Annotated in this window: 18 protein-coding genes; 12 read left to right on the top strand and 6 right to left on the bottom strand. The window is 64.4% G+C overall.

Annotated features, from left to right (window positions below):
- Positions 1-187 precede the first annotated feature (187 nt).
- A complete protein-coding gene (gene aceB, locus VFZ66_04475) occupies positions 188-1,795 on the top strand; it encodes a malate synthase A (protein ID HEX6288420.1) in 1,608 nt (535 codons plus the stop codon).
- 131 nt (positions 1,796-1,926) lie between these two features.
- On the opposite strand, the gene VFZ66_04470 is transcribed toward aceB, so the two are convergent.
- The 5 genes from VFZ66_04470 to tgt all read right to left on the bottom strand — a co-directional run bounded on the left by VFZ66_04470 (position 1,927) and on the right by tgt (position 7,531).
- Entirely contained in the window at positions 1,927-2,826 is a 900-nt protein-coding gene (locus VFZ66_04470) for an NAD(P)-dependent oxidoreductase (protein ID HEX6288419.1), read from the bottom strand.
- Between the two features lie 110 nt (positions 2,827-2,936).
- On the bottom strand, positions 2,937-3,353 hold the full coding sequence (gene acpS / locus VFZ66_04465) for a holo-ACP synthase (GenBank protein ID HEX6288418.1): 417 nt from the start codon (positions 3,351-3,353) through the stop codon (positions 2,937-2,939).
- Positions 3,354-3,440: 87 nt separating this feature from the next.
- Complete coding sequence (locus tag VFZ66_04460; GenBank protein HEX6288417.1) at positions 3,441-4,805, bottom strand: UDP-glucose/GDP-mannose dehydrogenase family protein; 1,365 nt, start codon at positions 4,803-4,805, stop codon at positions 3,441-3,443.
- A 182-nt stretch (positions 4,806-4,987) separates the two neighbouring features.
- Positions 4,988-6,346: a hypothetical protein gene (locus tag VFZ66_04455; protein HEX6288416.1), complete on the bottom strand. Its 1,359-nt coding sequence runs from the start codon at positions 6,344-6,346 to the stop codon at positions 4,988-4,990.
- Between the two features lie 3 nt (positions 6,347-6,349).
- Positions 6,350-7,531 carry a tRNA guanosine(34) transglycosylase Tgt gene (gene tgt / locus VFZ66_04450; GenBank protein ID HEX6288415.1) on the bottom strand — a complete coding sequence of 394 codons (1,182 nt, stop codon included), beginning with the start codon at positions 7,529-7,531 and terminating at the stop codon, positions 6,350-6,352.
- A gap of 191 nt (positions 7,532-7,722) precedes the next feature.
- On the opposite strand from tgt, the gene VFZ66_04445 reads away from it, so the two are divergent.
- The 11 genes from VFZ66_04445 (at position 7,723) to VFZ66_04395 (ending at position 17,743) form a co-directional block, all read left to right on the top strand.
- Entirely contained in the window at positions 7,723-8,577 is an 855-nt protein-coding gene (locus VFZ66_04445) for a hypothetical protein (GenBank protein ID HEX6288414.1), read from the top strand.
- 241 nt (positions 8,578-8,818) lie between these two features.
- Positions 8,819-9,529, top strand: a complete 711-nt coding sequence (locus VFZ66_04440) for an SDR family oxidoreductase (protein HEX6288413.1) — start codon at positions 8,819-8,821, stop codon at positions 9,527-9,529.
- Positions 9,526-10,647, top strand: coding sequence for an S-adenosylmethionine:tRNA ribosyltransferase-isomerase (locus VFZ66_04435; GenBank protein HEX6288412.1), 1,122 nt, complete (start codon positions 9,526-9,528; stop codon positions 10,645-10,647). The genes VFZ66_04440 and VFZ66_04435 overlap by 4 nt, the downstream gene beginning before the upstream one ends.
- Positions 10,648-10,902: 255 nt before the next feature.
- Positions 10,903-12,636, top strand: coding sequence for an NAD(P)H-hydrate dehydratase (locus VFZ66_04430; protein HEX6288411.1), 1,734 nt, complete (start codon positions 10,903-10,905; stop codon positions 12,634-12,636).
- Positions 12,637-12,705: 69 nt separating this feature from the next.
- Complete coding sequence (locus VFZ66_04425) at positions 12,706-14,010, top strand: thymidine phosphorylase (GenBank protein HEX6288410.1); 1,305 nt, start codon at positions 12,706-12,708, stop codon at positions 14,008-14,010.
- Between the two features lie 26 nt (positions 14,011-14,036).
- On the top strand, positions 14,037-14,411 hold the full coding sequence (locus VFZ66_04420) for a zinc ribbon domain-containing protein (GenBank protein ID HEX6288409.1): 375 nt from the start codon (positions 14,037-14,039) through the stop codon (positions 14,409-14,411).
- Between the two features lie 152 nt (positions 14,412-14,563).
- The gene (gene ftsY / locus VFZ66_04415) at positions 14,564-15,721 is read left to right on the top strand and encodes a signal recognition particle-docking protein FtsY (protein HEX6288408.1); all 1,158 of its coding nucleotides are present in this window, start codon (positions 14,564-14,566) and stop codon (positions 15,719-15,721) included.
- Positions 15,722-15,730: 9 nt separating this feature from the next.
- Positions 15,731-15,916, top strand: a complete 186-nt coding sequence (locus VFZ66_04410; GenBank protein ID HEX6288407.1) for a hypothetical protein — start codon at positions 15,731-15,733, stop codon at positions 15,914-15,916.
- Between the two features lie 67 nt (positions 15,917-15,983).
- Positions 15,984-16,361, top strand: a complete 378-nt coding sequence (locus VFZ66_04405) for a hypothetical protein (protein ID HEX6288406.1) — start codon at positions 15,984-15,986, stop codon at positions 16,359-16,361.
- A 2-nt stretch (positions 16,362-16,363) separates the two neighbouring features.
- Positions 16,364-16,840 (top strand): VanZ family protein, encoded by a 477-nt coding sequence (locus VFZ66_04400; GenBank protein ID HEX6288405.1) that lies wholly within the window; start codon positions 16,364-16,366, stop codon positions 16,838-16,840.
- Between the two features lie 102 nt (positions 16,841-16,942).
- Positions 16,943-17,743, top strand: coding sequence for a hypothetical protein (locus tag VFZ66_04395; GenBank protein HEX6288404.1), 801 nt, complete (start codon positions 16,943-16,945; stop codon positions 17,741-17,743).
- Positions 17,744-17,812: 69 nt separating this feature from the next.
- Here the strand turns inward: VFZ66_04395 and VFZ66_04390 are convergent, their stop codons facing one another.
- On the bottom strand, positions 17,813-18,553 hold the full coding sequence (locus tag VFZ66_04390) for a hypothetical protein (GenBank protein ID HEX6288403.1): 741 nt from the start codon (positions 18,551-18,553) through the stop codon (positions 17,813-17,815).
- Positions 18,554-18,557 lie beyond the last annotated feature (4 nt).

Genomic DNA, 18,557 nt, shown 5'->3' with positions numbered 1-18,557 from the left:
TTTGTTTAAGGCAAGACCAGGCTGCGCCATCGCCGCTCCATTGTGTGACAACCGGAACAAAAGGCGCTATGATTGGCGGCAGTTCGGCGGGTAACAGATCTTCCACGATCCGATAACGAATCGTAACGCCAGTCGATTGGCTTCTGGTTCAACTTGGGAAGGTGATCGCAGAAGGGAGCGCATACATATGGCTCGTTCACAGCTTCAAAACGACGGCCAGAGCATCGAGGTGCTAGCGCCGGTTTCGTCTGCATTTGCCGAAATTCTTACACCGGAGGCGCTCAGCTTTGTGGCTACGCTGGTTCGCGCCTGCGAGCCGACACGCGAGGCACTCTTGCGGCGGCGGACCGAGCGCCAGCAGGAGATCGACGCGGGGATGATGCCGGATTTTCTGCCGGAGACTTCCCATGTCCGCGCGGGCGACTGGACGATCGCGCCGATTCCCGCCGATCTTGCAGATCGGCGCGTGGAGATCACCGGGCCGGTCGACCGCAAGATGATCATCAACGCGCTCAACTCCGGCGCGAAGGTCTTTATGGCCGACTTCGAGGACGCCAACGCGCCCAACTGGGAGAACACGATCCAGGGCCAGATCAACTTGCGCGACGCGATCAACGGCACGATCGATTTCACCAGCCCGGAGGGCAAGCGCTACAAGCTCAACGAGACAATCGCCACGCTGCTGGTTCGTCCGCGCGGCTGGCATCTCCACGATAAGCACGTCACGCTCGACGGCAGGCCAATCCCCGGCGGCGTGCTCGACTTCGGCCTCTTTATGTTCCACAACGCCCACCGGCTGATCGAGAAGGGCACCGGGCCGTATTTCTACCTGCCGAAGCTCGAAAGCCATCTCGAAGCGCGGCTCTGGAACGATCTGTTCGTGCTGGCGCAGCAGGAGCTTGGCCTTCCACGCGGCACGATCAAGGCCACGGTGCTGATCGAGACGATCCTCGCGGCGTTCGAGATGGATGAGATCCTCTACGAGCTGCGCGAGCACTCGGCTGGGCTGAACTGCGGACGCTGGGATTATATCTTTAGCTGCATCAAAAAGTTCCGCAACCGGCCCGATTTTATCCTGCCCGATCGTGCCCAGGTGACGATGACCACGCATTTCATGCGCTCGTACTCGCTGCTGGCGATCAAAACCTGTCACCGCCGCAGCGCGCACGCGGTCGGCGGCATGTCGGCGTTCATCCCGGTCAAGAGCGATCTCGAAGCCAACGAGCGCGCCTTCGAGCAGGTCCGCGCCGACAAGCAGCGCGAGGCCAGCGACGGCCATGACGGCACATGGGTGGCGCATCCCGGCCTGGTTCCGGTGGCGCTGGAGGTCTTCGACCGCGAGATGCCGCAGCCCAATCAGATCGACAGGACCCGCGACGACGTGCAGATCAGCGCCGCCGACCTGCTGCGCGTGCCCGATGGGACGATCACCGAGGCCGGGCTGCGCACCAACGTCAGCGTCGGCGTGCAGTATCTCGCCGCCTGGCTCGGCGGATCGGGCGCGGTGCCGATCAACAACTTGATGGAGGACGCAGCGACCTGTGAGATCTCGCGGGCGCAGGTCTGGCAGTGGATTCGCCATCCCAAAGGCGTGCTCACCGATGGGCGCAAAGTGAGCGTCGACCTTTTCCGGCAGGTGCTGGCCGAAGAGCTGGACAAGATTCGCGCAACGGTAGGCGCTGAGCAGTACGCGCGCGGACGCTACGAGCTAGCCAGCCAGATCTTCGATCGTATCACCACCAGCGATCAGTTCGTCGAATTTTTGACGCTGCCCGCCTACGAGTACCTGGATTAGCAGACAAGCTACATCGCACACAAACAGGGCGCGCTTCGGCGCGTCCTGTCGTTTGCGGCGTCGGGCAGATCGATCGGCATCGGGTGTACTGCCTACGCCTCGAAAACACGCCGCCCCACACATGAGAGTAATCAGCCGCTCTGCCGCCCAACCTCAAACCCGGCCAGCTCTTCCAGCGCCTTGATCAGCGCGTGGTTGCCCTCGGCGCCCAGGCCGCGCGCTTGCAGCGTCCGGTAGAGATGGAAGACCAGGCTGGTCGCCACGACAGGCACGCCCATCTGATCGGCTGCGGCGAGCACCAGGCGCAGATCTTTCTGCTGAAGGTCGATCGTAAAGCCGGGCCGCCAGTCGCGCTCCATAATCTGCGGACCTCGGTTGCTGAGCATCCAGCTTCCGGCGGCTCCCTGGCTCACGGCGCTCAGCGCCTTTTGCAGATCGACGCCGCCCGCCTGTGCAAACAGGAGCGCCTCGCTCATCGCCAGCGCGTGGCCGACCACCAGGATTTGATTCACCAGCTTGACGGTCTGGCCGCTGCCGTGATCGCCGACATGAGTAATCGTCTTGCCCATCGCCTGGAGCATCGGCAGCGCCCGCTCGACCTGAGCCGCCTTGCCGCCGATCATGATGCTCAGCGTGCCGCGCGCCGCGCCCTCGCTGCCGCCGCTGACGGGCGCATCCAGCATCTCGATGCTCTTGTCCGCCAGCTTCGCCGCGAGCTCCTGCGTCACCTGCGGGCTGATCGTGCTCATATCGATCACCAGCGCGCCCTGCTGCGCCCCGTGGATCACGCCCTGATCGCCCAGGATCACCTCGACCACATCGGGCGTATCGCTCACACAGATGATGATCACATCGCTCTGTGCGGCCAGATCGGCGGGGCTGTCCGTGGCGGTCGCGCCCGCCTGCACCAGCTCATCCATGCGGCTGGCGGTTCGATTCCAGACCAGCACCTCGAATTCGGCTTTGAGCAGATTATGCGCCATGCCGCGCCCCATGATCCCCAGGCCAATAAAGCCGACCCGCTCAGCCATAGCTTCCCCTCTCCTTACAGCTTAGAACCAAGAACCAAGAACCAAACGAAGAGCAAAGAGCAGAGAACTTGAAACGTTGAACTTGAAACTTGAAACTTGAAACTTTGAACTCAGAGCTCGGAGCTCGGCGCGCCCTGCGCGACGACCAGCGCAATCGCATAATCGTGACCATGCGAGAGCGAGAGCGCGATCGAGCGCCAGCCAAGCGACTGAGCACGCTCGGCGGCGCTGCCGTGCAGCACCAGCGTCGGCTGGCCTGTGGAAGCGCGCCGCACCTCAAGATCCAGCCAGCGCACCGCGTTGCCGCTGCCCACGGTTGCCGCAGCGCCGACGCCCTGCAACCCGATGCCCAGCGCCTTCGACGCCGCCTCCTTGGCCGCCCAGCGCGCCGCGAGCGAGCGAATCCGATCGCCGCTGTCGTGCCGCTCGCCGGGCGTGAACACGCGAGCCAGAAAGCGCTCGCCCCAGCGGCGAACGGCCAGCTCAATCCGCGTCACCTCGACGATGTCCACACCCGTGTATAGCATACGCCTCCTGAAAGCGGGCGATCAACATGGGGTAGCCCGCAGCGGACTACCCCTATGCTCACTCACGTCGTCCTCGCCTGTGAAACGCTACATCGACGCTTCCAGCACTTCCGGGCTGACCTCACCGTTCGAGTCGTTGGCAGCGCGCTGCGGACGAGGCACGCCGCGACCAATGCCACGATAGATAAAGCCGCGCTCCTGCATGTCATCCGGATCGTAGATGTTGCGGCCATCCAGCACGATCGGTTGGTTCATCAGCCGCTTAATCTTATCGAAGTCGAGCTGCTTGAACTCGTTCCACTCGGTGACGACCAGCAGCGCGTCGGCGTGCTTGGCGACATCGTACGCCGTTGCGCAGTAGAGCACATCGGGCATATACGTCTCGGCAACATGCATCGCCACCGGGTCGTACGCCCGAATATGCGCGCCGCGCTCGATCAGCGACTGGATCACCGTGAGCGACGCCGCCTCGCGCATGTCGTCGGTGTTGGGCTTGAACGACAGACCCAGCACGCCGATCGTCTTGTCCTTCACATCGCCCAGCACATCTTCCAGCTTCTTGACGAACGACCGGCGCGCGTCGGCGTTGATGTCCATCACCGCCTGGAGCAGCTGCGGGTGGCAGCCCGCCGACGCCGCCATGTGGTGCAGCGCGAGCACGTCCTTGGGGAAGCACGAGCCGCCGTAGCCGATCCCGGCATCGAGGAAGTGCGGGCCGATGCGCTTATCCGCGCCCATGCCGCGCGCCACTTCCTTAACATCCGCGCCCAGTTGCTCGCAGATCGACGCGATCTCGTTGATGAAGCTGATGCGCGTCGCAAGAAAGGCGTTGGACGCATACTTGATCATCTCGGCGGTGCGCAGATCGGTGATGATGACGGGCGCATCCAGCGGCGCGTGCAGCTCGGCCACTTTCTCGGCGGCCTCGCGGTCGAGCGAGCCAAGCACGATCCGGTCGGGCTTGTTGAAGTCGTTGACCGCCGAGCCCTCGCGCAAAAACTCAGGATTCGACACGACTGCGAACGCAATGCCGTGCGCCTCCTGCGCGATCAGATCCGTCACCCAGTCGCCGGTTCCGACCGGCACCGTCGATTTATCGATAATAATCGTCCGCCTGCGCATCGCCCTGCCGATCGATTTGGCCGCCGTCTCGACATAGCCCAGATCAGCCGCGCCATTGTCACCCATCGGCGTGCCCACGGTAATAAACACAAAATCGGCTTCGGGCACACCCAGGTCATAGTTATCGGTAAAGCGCAGGCGGCCCGCGTCGAGATTACGCTTAAGCAGCTCTTCAAGGCCCGGCTCGTAGATCGGCGATTTGCCGGAGCGGAGCATGTCGAGCTTGCGCTGATCGATCTCGATACATGTAACATCATTGCCCAAATCTGCAAAACATACGCCAGTCACCAGACCAACATAGCCGGTGCCGACGACACAAATCTTTTTCACGAATGATCCTCCTGCGTGTGATGAGCCGAACTTATAAGGCTAAACGTTGCAACATGCGGCTTCGTTACGGCACCGCAAGCTCACGCCTCATACAGGACGACAACCAGCACGCTCTTGCCTGGTATTGCGATGTTGTCGCGGGCTACAAGACCTACCAAGTCCCATACCCTCAGTTGGTTATGTTATTTTGGCGCGTTCTCCGGCGCGTTGAGGTCGGCCAGGCCCTCGCCCACCAGCCGCGCGCCGCGCACCTGCGACTCGTAATCATGGCCGTTGGCCTGAAACGAGATCTCTTGCACCTCGACCAGCCGCTCTAGCTCCTGCTTCAGGTCGATGTCGAGCGAGCGCCACGTATTGGGCGCAAGCTGCGTCGTCTCGATCTGCGGCTCGTTGGAGACGACGCCATTCTGGTTCTGATATTCAAAAGCCCAGAAGCAAAAATCCTTATGTAAATTTGCCGCGATATGATTGGTATAGACCACCCGGATCAGCAGCGGGCACTCGGTCCCGGTCTGGCCTGCCTTGCTGAGCGATTGATGCACGATCTTGACATCGGCTTTCAGACGCAGGTGCTGGTACGAGGCGACATCCGCATCGACCTGCTGCGCAATCGCGGTGAGAAAGCCTTTATCGTTGCCGCCGCGCCGCACCAGACGCACATAGGGCAACTGGCAATCCTTGCGCTCCAGCGAGTTGGCGCAATCCTGAGCCGGAATCACCAGCCCGCTATCGGCAGCGCCCTCGGCGGTCGGCTTGACCGTATAGATCCACGGCAGCGGATCGGTCGGCGAGCTGCCAAAGACCGAGTCCACAAGCTGCTGGAAGCTGCCGTCGCGCAGCAGATCCCAGCTGGTCAGCTTCAAGTCCTGCTGCCCATCGACGGTTTGCAGCAGCCGAAACCCGCGATCGATCACGGTCTTGCCGACAGCGGCAGCGCCGCGCTCGGTCGCCACTTCCAGGAGCGGCTGCTCCGGTCGTTCGGCGGTCGCCACCGTCGGCGTGCTTTCGTTCAGAATGCGAATGCGGTAGCGTCCAGGGCTTTGCAGCACCACCGGCGTACGCGACACACTGGTTTCGATCTGAAGCTGCACGTCATCGCCGGTCAAATCGACCATCATCTGGCCGCTCTCAAGGCGAAAGCGTGCGTGCGCGGGATCGTTCCACTCCTGGCCGAAGCGCCCGATTTGGAGGGTCGTCCCAGCCCACAGCCCGATCGTCGCCGAGTCGAAGCGGAGCGTCGTCGCGAGGCCGGGCGTGGCCTCCTGGCGCACGATCACCCGATCGCCCTGGTTGAGCCGCCCATCTTGCAGCACCACCGGCTGGACCAGCCCGGCGGGCTGGACCTGAACGGCAAGCGGCTGCACGACGCTGGCCGTCAGCACACCGATCGTCGGCTGCGACCACCAGCGATAGATGTACAATCCGCTTGAGGTAGAAATGAAACAAAAGAGCGCGAACGAACACAGCAGAATTGCCCAGGCCAGACGCTCTGGACGTTTCGCCGCTACCGAATGTGTCGCCGTACGCTCGGTTTTCAGCATCGCCTAGGAACGCTCCTTCCGCCGCCCAAATGCCGCGCGCTGCTCGGCGCGCACCTCGTCGGGCACCGGTTGAAACTGCTGCAAGAAGCTGTCGCGGTACGCGGCGTAGCGCTGCTCGATAATCGCATGGCGCGCGCCCTCCATCAGACGAATCAGGAAGCGCACGTTGTGGATCGTCGCCAGCCGCGCGCCGAGCATTTCCTCAGCCCGGAGCAGATGGCGAATGTACGCGCGGGTATGATTGAGACAGGCGTAACAGTCGCAGCCCTCCTGAATCGGTCGGTCGTCACGTGCCCAGCGCGCGTTGAGCAGATTGATCCGGCCCGTGGGCGTCCAGGCCGCGCCGTGCCGTCCCAGCCGTGTCGGCAGCACACAGTCGAACATATCCACGCCGCGCGCAACGCCTTCGAGCAGATCTTCGGGCGAGCCAACGCCCATCAGGTAGCGCGGACGGTCATCCGGCAGCTCGGCGGTCGTCAGCGCCAGCGTCTCGTACATCTCTGTCTTCGTCTCGCCGACGCTCAGGCCGCCGATACCAAAGCCGGCCACCGGCTGCGAGGCGATGAATGCCGCGCTTTCGCGCCGTAGCTCAGGAAAAACGCTGCCCTGAACGATGCCGAAGAGCGCCTGATCGGGCCGGGTTTTCGCCGCCACACAGCGCTCAAGCCAGCGATGGGTGCGCTCCATCGCCGCCCGCGCATACTCCGGCGTGGTCGGGTACGGCGCACACTCGTCAAAGGCCATGATCATATCGGCACCAAGCTGCTCCTGAATCGCAATCGCGCGCTCCGGCGTGAAGCGATGCAGGCTGCCGTCGAGATGCGATCGAAAGGTGACGCCATCCTCGTCGATCACGTTGGTCGCGCCCAGGCTAAAGACCTGAAACCCGCCCGAATCGGTCAAGATCGCGCGGGGCCAGTTCATGAAGCGGTGCAGCCCGCCGAGATCGGCGACGACATCGCTGCCGGGACGCAGGAAGAGATGGTAGGTATTGCCCAGGATGATCGTCGCGCCCATCGCAGCGACTTCGTGCGAGGAGAGGGTTTTAACGGTTGCCTGTGTACCAACCGGCATAAACACCGGAGTCGGGATCGTACCGTGCGGGGTGCTCAACGTCCCTGCTCGTGAACCCGTCGTGGGGTCGCTATGCTCTACATTGAATTTAAAAAGTTCGTTCGCTATCATAATAATCGCCGTATTATAGCATGTTGTGGATCGAGGGCTGGAATGATGCGTTGCTGACGCCAGGATTATGAGCTTGCCGCGCCGGACCTGCCCTTTGGCACAGGTTGCGACATGTCCAACGTGCAGCGCAGCGCGCGACGCGGAGCGGTATGCTGAAGTGCATAGGATTTGGAGCAAGCGAGAGGTGTGCCATGCTTGCCAGTGTGCCGGTGCCGGTCCCAGCGCGCATCACGTACATTCAGGAGTTGGAAGCCGCGCTCGCGCAGCTTGACCACGCGGCGGCGCTGGCGCGAATGCCCTGGGCGCTGCTGGCGCTGAACGCGACCTTTTATCTGGATCGCTACCTGACCGCCGCAGCCTACCGCGTGGCCCTGAGAGCGGCGATCGATGCGGCGGGAGCGGAGCGCCAGGGCTGGCCCACACCATCGGGCGATGCTCCGGCAGACCTGGACGAGCTACAGCCGCCGGTCGAGGCGGGCGCGACCCGCCAAACGCTGTACCGCTGGGTATTCGACCGGGCGGTCAGCTCAGGCAATCCGGCCCAATTCCTGCTGGCGCAGCACGCCTGCGAGATCGCGGAGGTTGTGCCCGAATCTTTCCTATCGTCGGCGCTACGCATGGGCCTGCTGCCCGTGCCGGTATCGTCGTTTGCCGCGCCGCCCACAGCCAGCGCCACACCCGGCGCGCGCTCGATCGAACAGCTTAGCCGCGCGCTGCTCCGCCACCGGCTCACGCCACGAGATTTTGCCGAAAGCTTGCTGGTGCTGCACGCCGCACAGCGCGCGCAGGAGCTAACCGGCCACGCCTACGCCGTACCGCTGGCACCCCCCGATCATGCGCAGGACTCTGACCTCAGCGCTGCTTGCACGCCGAAGCGCCTGCGCATCGGACAGCCCCACGATCTGGCAGCCCGCGCGCTTGCGTCGGCCAATCCGCTGGCGATCATGACGGTCGAGGCGGGCCTGGTGGAGGCCGAGACGCTGCACGGCGCGCCGCAGCTTTTGCTGCTGGCCGCCCTGGATCGCGCACTCTCCGGTCTGCTGTAGGCAGCCTTCCTCGCGCTCAAGCGCCATGCGCCGCCATCCGGCCTCAATCTACATGCCAGCCGCGATCCCGCCGTTGAGCCGCCCACGCATTCCACCCACTGTCCAGAAGGACAGGCGCGCAGCCTGGACGGTTTGACGAGCAGCAGACCGACCAATCGCCTAATGTGGCGCGCGGCGCGGCGGCGTATAGTCGAATCAGCAAGACGATCACAGATCCTTTTGATAGACGGAGGGAACCCCGATGACTTCGCAAAACTCTCGCACGATTTTGATCACTGGCGCGTCGCGCGGTCTTGGTTTGGCACTCGCCCGCGAGCTGGCACGGCGTGGCTGGACTCTCATCCTCGATGCGCGGGGAGCCGAGACGCTCGAAGCCGCGCGCGCCGAGCTTGCCGCCCATACGCAGGTGATCGCGCTGCCCGGCGATGTCACCGATCCGGCTCACCGCCAGACACTGGCCGCCGCCGCCCAATCGCTTGGCGGGCTGGATGCGGTCGTCAACAACGCGGGCATCCTTGGCCCCAGCCCGCAGCCTGAGCTGTTGAGCTATCCGCTCGACGTGCTGGAGCAGGTCTATCGTGCCAACGTGATCGCGCCGCTGGGTATCCTTCAGGCTGTGCAGCCGACGCTGAAGCCGGACGCGCGGATCATCAACATCACCAGCGACGCGGCGGTCGAGCCGTATGCTGGCTGGGGTGGCTACGGATCGAGCAAGGCCGCGCTGGAGCAGCTCTCGGCGATCCTGGCTGCCGAAAACCCAGCGCTACGCATCTACTGGGTCGATCCGGGCGATATGCGCACGCAGATGCATCAGGATGCGTTTCCGGGCGAGGACATCAGCGATCGACCGCTGCCGGAGACAAGCGTGCCCGGTCTGATCGCGCTGCTGGAGGGCGCGCAGCCGAGCGGACGCTACGCCGCGCGGGCGCTGGCGGAGGAGGTGGCCGCATGATGGCCGTGTCGAGCAAGAACGAGGTCCTGCGACGACTGTCCACCTCGGCGATCCCGAACGTCGGCGGCCTGGATTTTTCCTTGCCGCCGGAGCTTGAGGCCAGCGCGCCGCCTGAGGCGCGCGGTCTGGCCCGCGACGAGGTGCGACTGATGGTATCGTACCACGCCGACGATCGCGTCATACACACGCAGTTCCGTGATCTGCCGCGCTTCCTGCACGCAGGCGACGTGCTGGCGATCAACACCAGCGGCACGATGAACGCGGCGATCGATGCGCGCCGCGCGGATGGCACGGCGGTCGAGCTCCATCTCTCGACGCATCTGCCCGCCGATCTGTGGATCGTCGAGGTGCGGCTGCCCGCCGACAACGCGACCGTCGCGTTCTACGATGCGAGCGCTGGCGAGACGCTCGCGCTGCCCAACGGCGCGACCGCAACGCTGCACATGCCGTACCTGAGCGACCGCACGGCATATCGCGGCGGCCCGACACGGCTCTGGATCGCGACGCTGAATCTGCCCGGTCCGCTGCATACGTACCTTGAGCGCTACGGCTTCCCGATCCGCTACGGTTACGTCAATCAGGACTGGCCGACCGAGTACTATCAGACGGTGTACGCGACCGAGGTCGGCAGCGCCGAGATGCCCTCGGCGGGCAGGGCCTTTACGCCGGAGCTGCTGACGCGGCTTGTGGCTCGCGGCGTGCAGATCGTGCCGCTGCTGCTGCACACGGGCGTTGCCAGCCTGGAAGATCACGAGCCGCCCTACGAGGAATTTTATCGGGTGCCGGTCGAGACAGCCCGCGCCGTCAATAGCGCGCGCGCCCTGGGCAGGCGCGTCATCGCGGTAGGAACGACGGTGGTACGAGCGCTTGAAACCGTAACCGACGTCGACGGCGTGACGCATCCCGGCGAGGGCTGGACCCGCGAGATCATCACGCCGGAGCGGGGCATTCGCGCGATCAACGGGCTGCTGACCGGGCTGCACGAGCCGCGCGCGACCCATCTGGCAATGCTCGAAGCGCTGGCCGGGATCGAGCATTTACAGGTGACATACGCCGAGGCGCTGCGCGAGGGATACTTGTGGCACGAGTTCGGCGATCTGCATCTGATCCTGCCGTAGCGCACCAGGCAAACACAAGCATTGTGCGGCCACCCCACATCCCCGGCCTGCGCTGCGCCTGGCGATGGCCGCACCCGGTCTGTCGCCCGCCCTCTCTCCTGGCATAGGAGAGGGGGCACATCTGTGTGCGGTGCCTGGTTCTCGGTTCTCCCTCTGCTCCTGTGTTCTTCTCCGTTGTTCTTTGTTTTCCTGTTAAAGTTGTGTTGATCGGGCTGTGGTAGAATGGGCTACAGAGTATTTTTTTGACGCGCAACTATGCAGAACATCACCGTTGCTTCGGTTGAAGAAACACGACAGCTCGAAGCCGCAGCGGTCGCCGGCGGCGTAAGCTGGGCCGAGCTGATGGAACGAGCCGGGCGCGGCGTGGCCCAGGAGGTCATGCGGCGGCTCGAAGCGGTACGCGACGCGCGCATCCTGGTGCTGGTCGGGCCGGGCAACAACGGCGGCGACGGGCTGGTTGCTGCGCGCTATCTCCACGACGCGGGCGCGAAAGTCGCGCTGTACATCTGGAAGCGCCGGGAGCGCGCCGACGATCAGCCGTGGCGTGCCTGCCGTGAGCGCGGCATTCCTGAGCTGCAAGCGCAGGCCGACCACGGGGGGCAATCGCTGCGGCAGGCAGCGCAGCGCGCGGCGGCGGTCGTGGATGCGCTGCTCGGCATGGGCGTCGATCGACCGCTGGAGCCGCCCGTCGCGCAGATGGTCGAGACGATCAACGGCGTGCGTGCCGCGCGGTCCGGCAGCTCGCCGCTGGTGGTGGCGATCGACGTGCCGACCGGCATCAACGCCGATAGCGGCGCGGTGATGGGCCATGCGCTGATGGCGGATGTCACGATCGCGACCGGGATTCGTAAACACGGGCATCTACGCGAGCCGGGGCGTCGCTATTCGGGCGATGTCACCTGCGTGCCGATTGGCCTACCTGATACACACGAGGAGACAAGAATGGCGGAGTCGCTTAATCCACAGGCGCTACGCGCCCTGCTTCCTGCACGTCCGGCAGACTCACATAAGGGCACCTTCGGCAAAGTGATGGTTGTGGCCGGAGCCGGGCGCTACCCCGGCGCGGCGTTTCTGACCACCAGCGGCGCGCTGCGGGCTGGCGTCGGGCTGGCAACTCTGGCGTGCGGTCGCTCGATCTTTGGCGCGCTGGCAGCCTCGCTGCACGAGGCGACCTTCCTGCCGCTGCCCGAAGAGGATTGGGGCGTGCTCGGCGCAAGCGCAGCTCAGGAAGTGCTGCAAAACCTTGAGGGCTACAAAGCGCTGGTGGTCGGGCCGGGCCTGGGCCGCGAGGAAGAAACCAGAAAGTTTTTAGAGCGGCTGCTCAAGATCGAGGCATCGAAAACGGCGGGCGGCGTCGGCTTCTTGAAGGCCGCCGCACCCGTGGTAGCGGAGCGCGCCCGCAAGACCGGCGGCAGCGTTGGATTCCGCCGCGCCACCCCTGCCGCCGAGAGCACCGAGACAAAGGCCGAGGAGCAGAAGCCTGGCGAGGTTGAGCTACCGCCGCTGGTGCTGGACGCCGATGGCTTGAATCTGCTCAGCGAGATCGACGAGTGGTGGACGAAAGTGCCCGCCGGGCGGCTGGTGCTCACGCCGCATCCTGGCGAGATGGCCCGTCTGCTCAAGCTTGAGAATCCGGGCGAGGTCAACGCCGATCGCGCGGGCGCGGCGCTGCGGGCGGCCCAGGAGTGGCAGCAGATCGTCGTGCTCAAAGGCGCGGAGACAGTGATCGCAGCGCCCGACGGCAAGACCAGCATCGGCCCGGCTGGCAATCCGGCGCTGGCAACCGCAGGCACCGGCGACGTGCTGGCGGGCGTGATCGGCGGCCTGATCGCGCAGGGCGTCGAGGCATTCGACGCGGCGCGGCTTGGCGTCTTCCTCCATGCCCAGGCAGGCCAGCTCGTTCGCCGTGAGATCGGCGAGGCGGGCGCGGTGGCAGGGGATCTGCTCCTGCGGCTGCCGCGCGTCATCGGCGAGTTGCGGAATAGTTAGAGAACAAAGAACAACGGAACAAAGAACAAATGCGATCTTCTCTGTTCTTTGTTCTTTGCTCTTACATGTATGCATACTGTTGACCTGATCATCAAAAAACGCGACGGCGGAGCGCTCACCGGCGAGGAGATCGCCTGGCTGATCGAGCACTACACCAGCGGCGACGTTCCCGATTACCAGATGGCGGCGTGGGCGATGGCGGTGCTCTTGCGCGGCATGGACGACCGCGAGACAGCCGATCTGACGCTGGCGATGGCCCGATCTGGCGATATGCTCGATCTCCACGATGTCGCGCCGAGCACGGTCGACAAGCACTCGACGGGCGGCGTCGGCGATAAGACCAGCCTGGTGCTAGGGCCGCTCGTCGCCGCCGTTGGCCTGCGCGTCGCCAAGATGTCGGGGCGCGGACTGGGCTTTACCGGCGGCACGCTCGACAAGCTGGAGTCGATCCCCGGCTTTCGGGTCGATCTGTCGATCGACGAGTTTCGGCAGGCAGTGCGCGACGTTGGCCTGGTGATCGCGGGGCAGAGCGCCGATCTCGCGCCCGCCGACAAGCAGCTCTACGCGCTGCGCGACGTGACCGGCACGGTCGAGAGCATCCCGCTGATCGCCGCGAGCGTGATGAGCAAGAAGCTGGCGGCGGGCGCGGACTGTATCGTGCTGGACGTGAAGGCGGGCCAGGGCGCGTTCATGAAGACCGTGGACGATGCGCGCTCGCTGGCGGAGCGCATGGTCGCGATCGGACGCCACGCCGGTCGCAAGGTCGCGGCGGTGATCACCTCGATGGATCAGCCGCTCGGCCACGCGATCGGCAACGCGCTTGAGATCAAAGAGGCAATCGCGACGCTGCATGGGCACGGCCCCTCCGATTTCGTCGAGCTGTGTGTGGCGCTTGGCACGCAGCTTATGCTGCTGGCCGGAACAGCGTCCAGCGCAGCCGAGGCCGAGGCGCAGCTCCGCGAGGCGCTTGAGAGCGGCGCGGCCTGGCGCGTCTTCAGGGCGTTCATCGCCAACCAGGGCGGCGATGTCGGCGTGATCGACGAGCCGCGTCTGCTGCCTGAGGCCACAGTCGTCGAGCCGGTCTACGCGCCGCATGACGGCTACATCGCGCGGATCGACGCGCTGGAGCTTGGGCTCGTCGTTGGCGATCTGGGCGGCGGGCGGCAGAAAAAAGACGATCCGATCGACCACAGCGTCGGCATTGTGCTGGAGCATAAGGTCGGCGAGTTCGTGGCGCAGGGCGCGCCGCTGGCGACGATCCACGCCAGCCGGATCGAGGACGTTGGGCGGGTCCACGATCGCGTGCGGGCCGCGTTCCACCTGACCGCCGATGCGCCAGCGCCGCCGCCGCTGGTGTACGAGGTCGTGCGCTAGCGCCTGCCGGAGAAAGTATCGAGCCAATGCCGATCTACGAATATATCTGTGCCAACTGCAACGGTCGCTTCCAGAAGCTCGTCAGCGGCTTCAGCGCGCCCGCTGGCCTGACCTGTCCGCGCTGCGGCCATGCCGATGTGCGCAAGGCCGTGTCGCGCTTTGCCGTCGTGCAATCGGAGGAGGCGCGGCTTGAGTCGCTCTCCGATCCGTCCACGCTGGGCGGCCTCGACGAAAACGATCCGGCGTCGGTCGCGCGCTGGGCCAAGAAGATGGGCAAAGAGCTGGGCGACGAGGCGGGCGACGATTGGGACGAGATGGTCGATCAGATGCTCGAAGAAGAGATGAGCGGCGAAGGCGGCAGCGCGGCACCTGATCAGTCGCAGGATCTCGGCTGGGGATAGCGCAGCGACGGGCCGTAGATGGTATCATTCATAGGTACGGGCCATCAGCCGCGTGCAACATATGTATGATTAACGACAGCGCCCGCATCCGCTCAGGGCACACAGGTGCCGATCGTGCCAGCGGATGTGGGTGAGCGCATCTAAGGACGGGTATGTTTCGACGATTTTTTGGAGGAGATGACCGCAAGCCGGAGCAGGAAGAGAAGCCGCCGCAGCCGCAGGCCGAAGAGCCTGTAGAGCCAGCGCCCCAGCCGACCACACAGCTTTTTCGGCGGGTAGACGAGATCGACATCGAGGCGCAGCGGATCGCGCAGGCCGAGGCGGAGCGCCGCCGTGCCAGCGGTGGCCTCCGCCGCTTCTTTGGCGGCGAGGAGCGCGACGAGCAGGAGATTCAGCGCGAGGTGCAGAAGACCACCGCCGCCGTGCAAAAGACGCGGTCGGGCATGTTCGGGCGCATCTCCGAGATCTTCAAGGCCGACGAGCCGATCACGCCCGAGCTGTGGGAAGAGCTGGAAGATCTGATGATCGCCGGTGATGTGGGCATCGACACGACGCTCCATCTGATCGAGCGCGTGCAAAAGAAAGTCGAGCGCAACAACGTTCGCCGCGCCAGCGAGGCCCGCGCGCTGCTCAAGCAGGAGATGGTCAAGCTGCTCAAGGTGGACACGCCGCAGTACTCCGAGCGCTCGACCAAGCCGTACGTCGTGCTGGTGATCGGCGTCAACGGTGCTGGCAAGACCACGCTGATCGCCAAGATCGCCAACCGCTACAAGCGCGAGATGGGCAAGAACGTGATCCTGGGCGCTGCCGATACCTTCCGCGCCGCCGCCGTCGAGCAGTTGCAGACCTGGGCCGAGCGCATCGATGTGCCGGTGATCACCCAGGGCCAGGGCGCAGATCCGGGCGCGGTCGCGTTCGACGCCGTGCAGGCAACCTACGCGCGCAGCTCCGACATCCTGATCATCGACACGGCGGGCCGCCTGCAATCGAAGTATAACCTGATGCAGGAGTTGCAAAAGATCAAAAACATCGTGCGCAAGCGTGTCGAGTGGGCGCCGCACGAGGTGCTGCTGGTGATCGACGCGACCACCGGGCAGAACGGTATCCAGCAGGCACGCGCGTTCATGGAGGCCGCCGATGTGACGCATCTGGCGCTGACGAAGCTCGACAGCACGGCGAAAGGCGGGATTGCCTTCGCGATGGTGCAGGAGATCGAGCGACCGATCAAATACATCGGCACCGGCGAGAAGGTCGACGATGTGGCGATCTTCGATCCCGATGCCTTTGTCGATGCATTGTTTGAAGACTAAGGAGCAACTATGCTAGCGTGTCCGGTCTGTGGGCAAAAACTGATGCTGAGCTTCACCATGCTGGTCGGCTCGTTGGTGGTCTGTCCCAAGTGCGACACCGACCTGCGCATCACCAGCCGCGATCCAGAGCGCGTGGAGGCCGTGCCCGAAGAAGAAACGCTCAACGCCGAAGGCAAGCCCGAAAGCTATGCGTAGTCACGTACCACAAACAAGGAACAAAGCACAGAGAGCAGTTCGTCGCTTATGCTTTGTTCTCTGTGCTTTGTTCTCTGTTCTCTCGCTCACCGGCTGCCTGCTGATCTCAGGCGCGAACCAGTCCGCCGATAGCACGGGCGAGGGCGGCAACGTGTACGTCAGCTTTGTGAGCGCCGAGGGCAACGATACGCGCATCGTACAGACCAACTTTCCGGGCCAGACGCTCGATCTGACGGTCTTTGCGCGCAACGAGCGCGGCCAGATGCGGATCGAGGTGCTCGACGATCGCGGCAGCGTGGTGCTGTCGGTCGAGGGGACGGCTCAGGAGCAGGTGCGGCCCGGCCAGGTGCAGACCAACGCGGCGGGCGAGTTCCGCTACCGCGTGCGAGCTACGGGCGCGCAGCGCGGCGAGTTCCAGATCCTCTACCAGCCGACAGGCGGCTAGGCTTGTCGGCGCAGGCTCACGAGCCAGCACCACGGCGCGTTGCTCATCGGGCGGCGCGCCGTTCGCTCGTCGCGGCGGTGCTCTTGCTGCTCTACCTGCTCGTGCTCCTCGGCCTGACAATGGCCCCGCACCCGCGCGAGCCCGCCCAGCTCGTCAATCTGATCCCATTCAAAAGTATCCTGGCTGGCATCCGGCGCGGCGGCTGGCTGCTCAACGTCAACGTGCTTGGCAACATCGCCGCGTTCGCGCCGCTCGGCTTGCTCGTGCCAGCCGTCAGCAGACGCGCCAGCGCGAGCGGGATCGTCTTGTGCGGCCTGCTCACCAGTACGTCGATCGAGGTAGCGCAGTGGTTTCTCGCCCGCCGCGTCGCCGATGTGGACGATATTATCCTGAACGTCGTCGGCGCGCTGCTCGGCTACGGCTGGTATGTGCTGCTAGTCCGGTCTGTTCCCCACCCAGACCACAAACACGAGTCATAGAGCGGCGCGCGAACGTCATCACATATTTTTCACACCCTGGTCATTCCAGTGACCGCTCCACAATCCTATACTCATCTCAGCAATTCTTAAGGAGAACGATCTATGGCGATGCTGACAAGACTGGCGGGGTTGATTTTCGCGGCGCTGCTGCTGACCACCCTACACCAACCGATCGCCGCCGCGCCGCGTATCACACCGATCGTTGGCGGCGGCTTTTTGTTGGGCGGATCAGTCAACGGAAAGTGGATCGACGCCGCGACCACGGCCCGGCAGTTGCGCGGCAATCAGCGCTACCGGATCTACACCACTGCCGGGCAGATCGGCACCAGCACAGGCAAGGCGAAAGCAGTGGAGGTCATCTGCCCCGATATGTGGCAGGTCGAGTTCAAGCCTTACCCTTCGGCGGCTGAGTTCGTCGCGGTTGGAGGAACCCACAATCCTTTGCCACGCAAGCCGCGTCTGCACAGCCCCAATACTGCGGTCTATCGCCAGGCTGTCGCCGACATTCTCAGGGCGCACGGCATCGCCAATCCTGATGTTCGCATCACTAAGATCGTGCGGATCGACCTTGAGGGCGACGGCGTGGATGAGGTTGTGATCAGCGCCACACGGTTTAGTTCCCAATTGCCTTCAGCTAGCGCAGGCGACTACTCGCTCGTCGTGCTCCGTAAAATCATCAATGGCAAGGTCCAGACGATTCCGATCGACGAGAACTATTATCCCAAAGCCGAGGATTTCATCGCGCCCAACACGTTTAGCGTCCCCGCGATCGTGGACGCGAACGGCGATGGCACGATGGAGATTATGGTCAACTGGGGATACTACGAAGGCAGCGGCGCTGAGCTATACAGCGTGCAGGGGAGTAAGGTGACAGGCGTGCTGAGCGGCGGCTGCGGCGTGTAGCGGCGCTCCTATGGAGAAGCGCTTGACGCAACGGCTGCTGGCTCGATACCAGCAGCCGTCGTGTTCATCTCAGGTCACGCCAGTCAGCGCGCTATCGAGCATATGGCCCAGCGCATCCATATCGGCGCGCACATCGGCCAGCCGCGAGGAAACGCTGTCGGTGCTAATCGTGGCATCCACGGCGGGCGCGGCGCGCAGGCGCACCGTCTCAGCCAGCACATTATCGAGATTGGCGCAGATATTTTCGAGCTGCGCGACGATGCGCTGATGATAGGTGCCGAGCGCCTGCGCATGGTTGAGCCGCTCGGCAACCGCGTCGCGCGTTTCCTGATACTGCTGGCGCAGCATCGGATCGTGCGTGGTCTTGATCTGGCTGTCGAGCCGCACCAGCTGCACATTCAGCTCGGACGTATTGGTCTGTTGCAGGTACGAGACGACGGTCTGGCCTTTGACCGCCAGCGCGTACGCTTCCTCGACGATACTATCCACCTGGCCCGTCACCCGCTCCAGCGTCGCGCGCAGCGCCCCCTCGGTCGATGCGACCGACTGGGCGATCTGGGCCTGGACCCGCGCGATAGCGTCGAGCTGCGCCTGGAACGGCGTGCCGCGCGGCGGACGCAGCACGCGCGGACGAGCCTGGGCCTTTTGCGCGGCCTTGGGATCGAGCACCGTCAGCGCGACCAGCGCCGCGTAGGCGAGCAAGCCCACTGGCAGCAGCCAGAGCGCGATCGTCAGGCCAGCGCCGATCGCGACCAGCGCGATCAGCAGATTCAGCGGACGGGTTGCGGCGGTGACAATTGAAACGCGCATATCA

The organism is Herpetosiphonaceae bacterium (genome assembly GCA_036374795.1).
In the GTDB taxonomy this organism is placed as follows: domain Bacteria; phylum Chloroflexota; class Chloroflexia; order Chloroflexales; family Kallotenuaceae; genus LB3-1.
The sequence above is the reverse complement of the archived record's forward strand: the minus strand, read 5'-3'. Positions and strand labels throughout refer to the sequence as shown.